The 3657-nt window shown below is 71.7% G+C and carries 4 protein-coding genes and 1 pseudogene; 3 read left to right on the forward strand and 2 right to left on the reverse strand.

What is annotated here, in order from left to right; all coding sequences use genetic code 11:
• The 3 genes and pseudogenes from BG452_RS31275 to trxA all read left to right on the forward strand — a co-directional run.
• Positions 1–280, forward strand: a pseudogene (locus tag BG452_RS31275) (hypothetical protein); the annotation flags it as partial.
• Between the two features lie 196 nt (positions 281–476).
• Positions 477–1442, forward strand: a complete 966-nt coding sequence (trxB, locus tag BG452_RS31280) for a thioredoxin-disulfide reductase (protein ID WP_188307728.1) — start codon at positions 477–479, stop codon at positions 1440–1442.
• 135 nt (positions 1443–1577) lie between these two features.
• Positions 1578–1904, forward strand: coding sequence for a thioredoxin (trxA, locus tag BG452_RS31285; RefSeq protein ID WP_188307729.1), 327 nt, complete (start codon positions 1578–1580; stop codon positions 1902–1904).
• A 76-nt stretch (positions 1905–1980) separates the two neighbouring features.
• Here trxA and BG452_RS31290 read toward each other — a convergent pair whose 3' ends face one another.
• Together BG452_RS31290 and BG452_RS31295 are read right to left on the reverse strand one after the other, a co-directional pair.
• Entirely contained in the window at positions 1981–2598 is a 618-nt protein-coding gene (locus BG452_RS31290; protein ID WP_188307730.1) for a GNAT family N-acetyltransferase, read from the reverse strand.
• Between the two features lie 134 nt (positions 2599–2732).
• Positions 2733–3656, reverse strand: coding sequence for a ParB/RepB/Spo0J family partition protein (locus BG452_RS31295; RefSeq protein WP_188307731.1), 924 nt, complete (start codon positions 3654–3656; stop codon positions 2733–2735).
• Between the last annotated feature and the right edge of the window lies 1 nt (position 3657).

A 3657-nucleotide genomic window follows, 5' to 3' on the forward strand; every position in this document is an offset into this window, starting at 1 on the left:
ACCGCACGCCACCGGGCCCGCCAAGTCCGCCGCCGCCCCCGCCGACGGCTCCCGGCCCGAGCTCTCCGGCCCCGGCTCCCCCACCGCGCCGGCCTCCCCCGCCGCCTGCCAGGCCCCCGCTCCGGGCACCCCGCTGGCCACCGACCGGGGCAGCTACCGGGGCTCCCCGGTCGAGGTCCTGGTCTACCCGGCCCTCGACCGGCCCGGCTTCGTGGACGTCTACCTGCGCTCCGCGGACTGCGGCCCGGTCGTCCTGCACCGGACCGTCCCCGGCCGCTGAGCGACCCTTCCCAGCCACCGGACGGCCGTTCCCATGCGATCGACGTCCAGGGCGCCACGCCGCTTCCGGAGTTCGGGCGCCTGGTACTGATCCGCCTGGGAATGCGAGAGACTGGTCAGTCGTTGTCCCGGGCGGCGGAGCAGGACCGCCCTCCCCGCAGCTAACGCGGGTCGCGAATGGCGAACCAGGAGAAGCAGTGAGCGACGTCCGTAACGTGATCATCATCGGTTCCGGCCCGGCTGGGTACACGGCTGCGCTCTACACGGCCCGTGCCTCCCTCAAGCCGCTGGTCTTCGAGGGAGCCGTCACCGCCGGTGGTGCGCTCATGAACACCACCGAGGTCGAGAACTTCCCGGGCTTCCGGGACGGCATCATGGGCCCCGAGCTGATGGACAACATGCGGGCGCAGGCCGAGCGCTTCGGCGCCGAGCTGATCCCCGACGACATCGTCGCGGTCGACCTCACCGGTGAGATCAAGACCGTCACCGACTCCGAGGGCAACGTCCACAAGGCCCGCGCCGTGATCGTCACCACCGGCTCCCAGCACCGCAAGCTGGGCCTGCCGAACGAGGACAAGCTCTCCGGCCGCGGCGTCTCCTGGTGCGCGACCTGCGACGGCTTCTTCTTCCGCGACCAGGACATCGCGGTGGTCGGCGGCGGCGACACCGCCCTGGAGGAGGCGACCTTCCTCTCCCGCTTCGCCAAGAGCGTCACGATCATCCACCGCCGGGACAGCCTGCGCGCCTCCAAGGCGATGCAGGAGCGCGCCTTCGCCGACCCGAAGATCCGCTTCGAGTGGGACAGCGCGGTCGAGGCGATCCACGGCGACCCGAAGCTGACCGGCGTCACCCTGCGCGACACCACCACCGGCGAGACCCGCGAGCTGGCGGTCACCGGCCTGTTCATCGCGATCGGCCACGACCCGCGCACCGACCTGTTCAAGGGCCAGCTGGACCTCGACGCCGAGGGCTACCTCAAGGTCGAGTCCCCCTCGACCCGGACCAACGTCGAGGGCGTGTTCGGCGCCGGCGACGTCGTGGACCACACCTACCGCCAGGCCATCACCGCCTCCGGCACCGGCTGCTCCGCCGCGCTGGACGCCGAGCGCTACCTGGCCGCGCTGGACGACGTGGAGAACAAGACCGCCGCCGTCGCGGTCTGACCTCCCCGCCACCGACCGAACCCCACGGGGGTGTTCCACGTGAAACACCCCCGCCCCGGCCAGGCAGAAACAGAACGGCCCCGCCCGTTGTTCACCTGGCAGCAGCCCCCCTCCGTCCGAACCCGAGGAGTCCCCGTGGCCGGCGCCACCACCACCGTCACCGACGCGACGTTCAAGTCCGACGTCCTGGAGAGCGACAAGCCCGTACTGGTCGACTTCTGGGCCACCTGGTGCGGCCCGTGCCGCCAGGTCGCCCCGATCCTGGAGGAGATCGCGGCCGAGAACGGCGACAAGCTGACCATCGCCAAGCTCGACGTGGACGCCAACCAGGTGACCGCCGCCGAGTACAACGTCATCTCGATCCCGACCCTGATCCTGTACAAGGGCGGCCAGCCGGTGAAGCAGATCACCGGTGCCCGTCCGAAGGCCGCGCTGCTGCGCGAGCTGGACGGCCTGATCTAGGTCTCCCGGTCATCGACCGAACGGCGGCGGGGCTCCCGATGGGGAGCCCCGCCGCCGTCGTCCGTCCAGGCCCCGCTCAGAACGGCCGCAGGGCCGGCTCCTTCCGCCCACCGCCGAGCAGCCGCTCCAGCGCCCCCTCCACGTCGCCCCGCCAGGAGAGCGTGGTCCGCGCCTCCAGCCGCAGCCTCGGGTAGCGCGGGTGCGGCCGTACGGTCTTGAAGCCGACCGCGAGCAGATGGTCGGCCGGCAGCACGCAGCTGGTCGGCGTCCCGCCCGCCGAACCGAAGGCCTCGATCGCCCGCACCCCCCGCCCCAGCAGGTCCTTGGCCACGGCCTGCACCAGCACCCGGCCCAGCCCCTGCCGCTGGTAGCCCGGCAGCACCCGGCTGACCATCAGCTGAACGGCGTCCGGCGAGACCGGACTGGTCGGGAAGGACTGTGAGCGGGGAACGTAGGCCGGCGGCGCATAGAGCACGAAACCGACGGGCTGGTCGTCCACGTAGGCGATCCGGCCGCAGGACCCCCACTCCAGCAGCACCGCGGAGATCCACCCCTCCTTCTCCAGCTCCGGCTTCCCCGACTCCACCGCCTCCTTGCCGCTGACCGGGTCCAGCTCCCAGAACACACAGGAGCGACAGCCCGTCGGCAGGTCCGCGAGGTTGTCCAACGTCAGCGGAGCGATCCGGCGTCCCATGGCCCGTACCTCCTCCTCCCTTTCACGGTCGAGCATTCCCCCACGAACGCCGATGGGTGCATGTTTCACGTGAAACAGCGCTCACGTGGCACATGCACCCATCGGGTCGTTTGCCCTCGATCCGGTCGACCGGCTCAGCCCTGCGACAGCCGCAGACCGTCCTCGCCCGGAGCCATGCTGTCCAGGATCCGGTTGAGGTCCTCCACCGAGCCGAACTCCAGCACCACCTTGCCCTTGCCGAGCTTGCCGCCGCGCTGCGACACCTCGACCTTGACCCGGGTGTCGAAGCGGTCCGACAACCGGCTCGCCAGGTCGTTGAAGGCCGGGGAGATGATCTTGCCCGCCTTCGGCGCCTGGCGCTTCGCCCCCCGCGACTCCTCCGAGCGCAGCAGCACGATCTCCTCGACGTTGCGCACCGTGAGGCCCTCGGCGATGATCCGCGCGGCCAGCTTCTCCTGGGCCTCGGGATCCGTCAGCGGAAGCAGCGCCCGCGCGTGCCCGGCCGTCAGCGTGCCGGCCGCCAGTCGACGCTGGACGGACGCCGGGAGCTTCAGGAGCCGCAGGGTGTTGGAGACGTGCGGCCGCGAGCGGCCGAACCGGTCGGCCAGCTCCTCGTGGGTGCAGGAGAAGTCCCGCATCAGCTGGTCGTAGGCGGCCGCCTCCTCCAGCGGGTTCAGCTCGGCCCGGTGCAGGTTCTCCAGGAGGGCGTCCAGCAGCAGCTTGTCGTCCTCGGTGGCCCGAATAATCGCCGGGATCCGCTCCAGCCCCGCCTCGCGGGAGGCCCGCCAGCGGCGCTCGCCCATGATCAGCTCATAGCGCTCGGCCGCGACCTGGCGCACCACGATCGGCTGGAGCAGGCCGACCTCCCTGATGGAGATCACCAGCTCGGCCAGCTTGTCCTCGTCGAACACCTCACGCGGCTGGCGCGGGTTGGGGGTGATCGCATCCAGCGGCAGTTCGGCGAAGGAGGCACCGGGGACCGGCGCCGGCTGCTCCGCCTGGCGCCCGACGGCCGCCCGGGCCGCCACCGTGGCGCGGCCGCCCGGCAGCACCGGCACC

Source organism: Streptomyces sp. CBMA123 (assembly GCF_014596465.1).
GTDB lineage: Bacteria > Actinomycetota > Actinomycetes > Streptomycetales > Streptomycetaceae > Kitasatospora.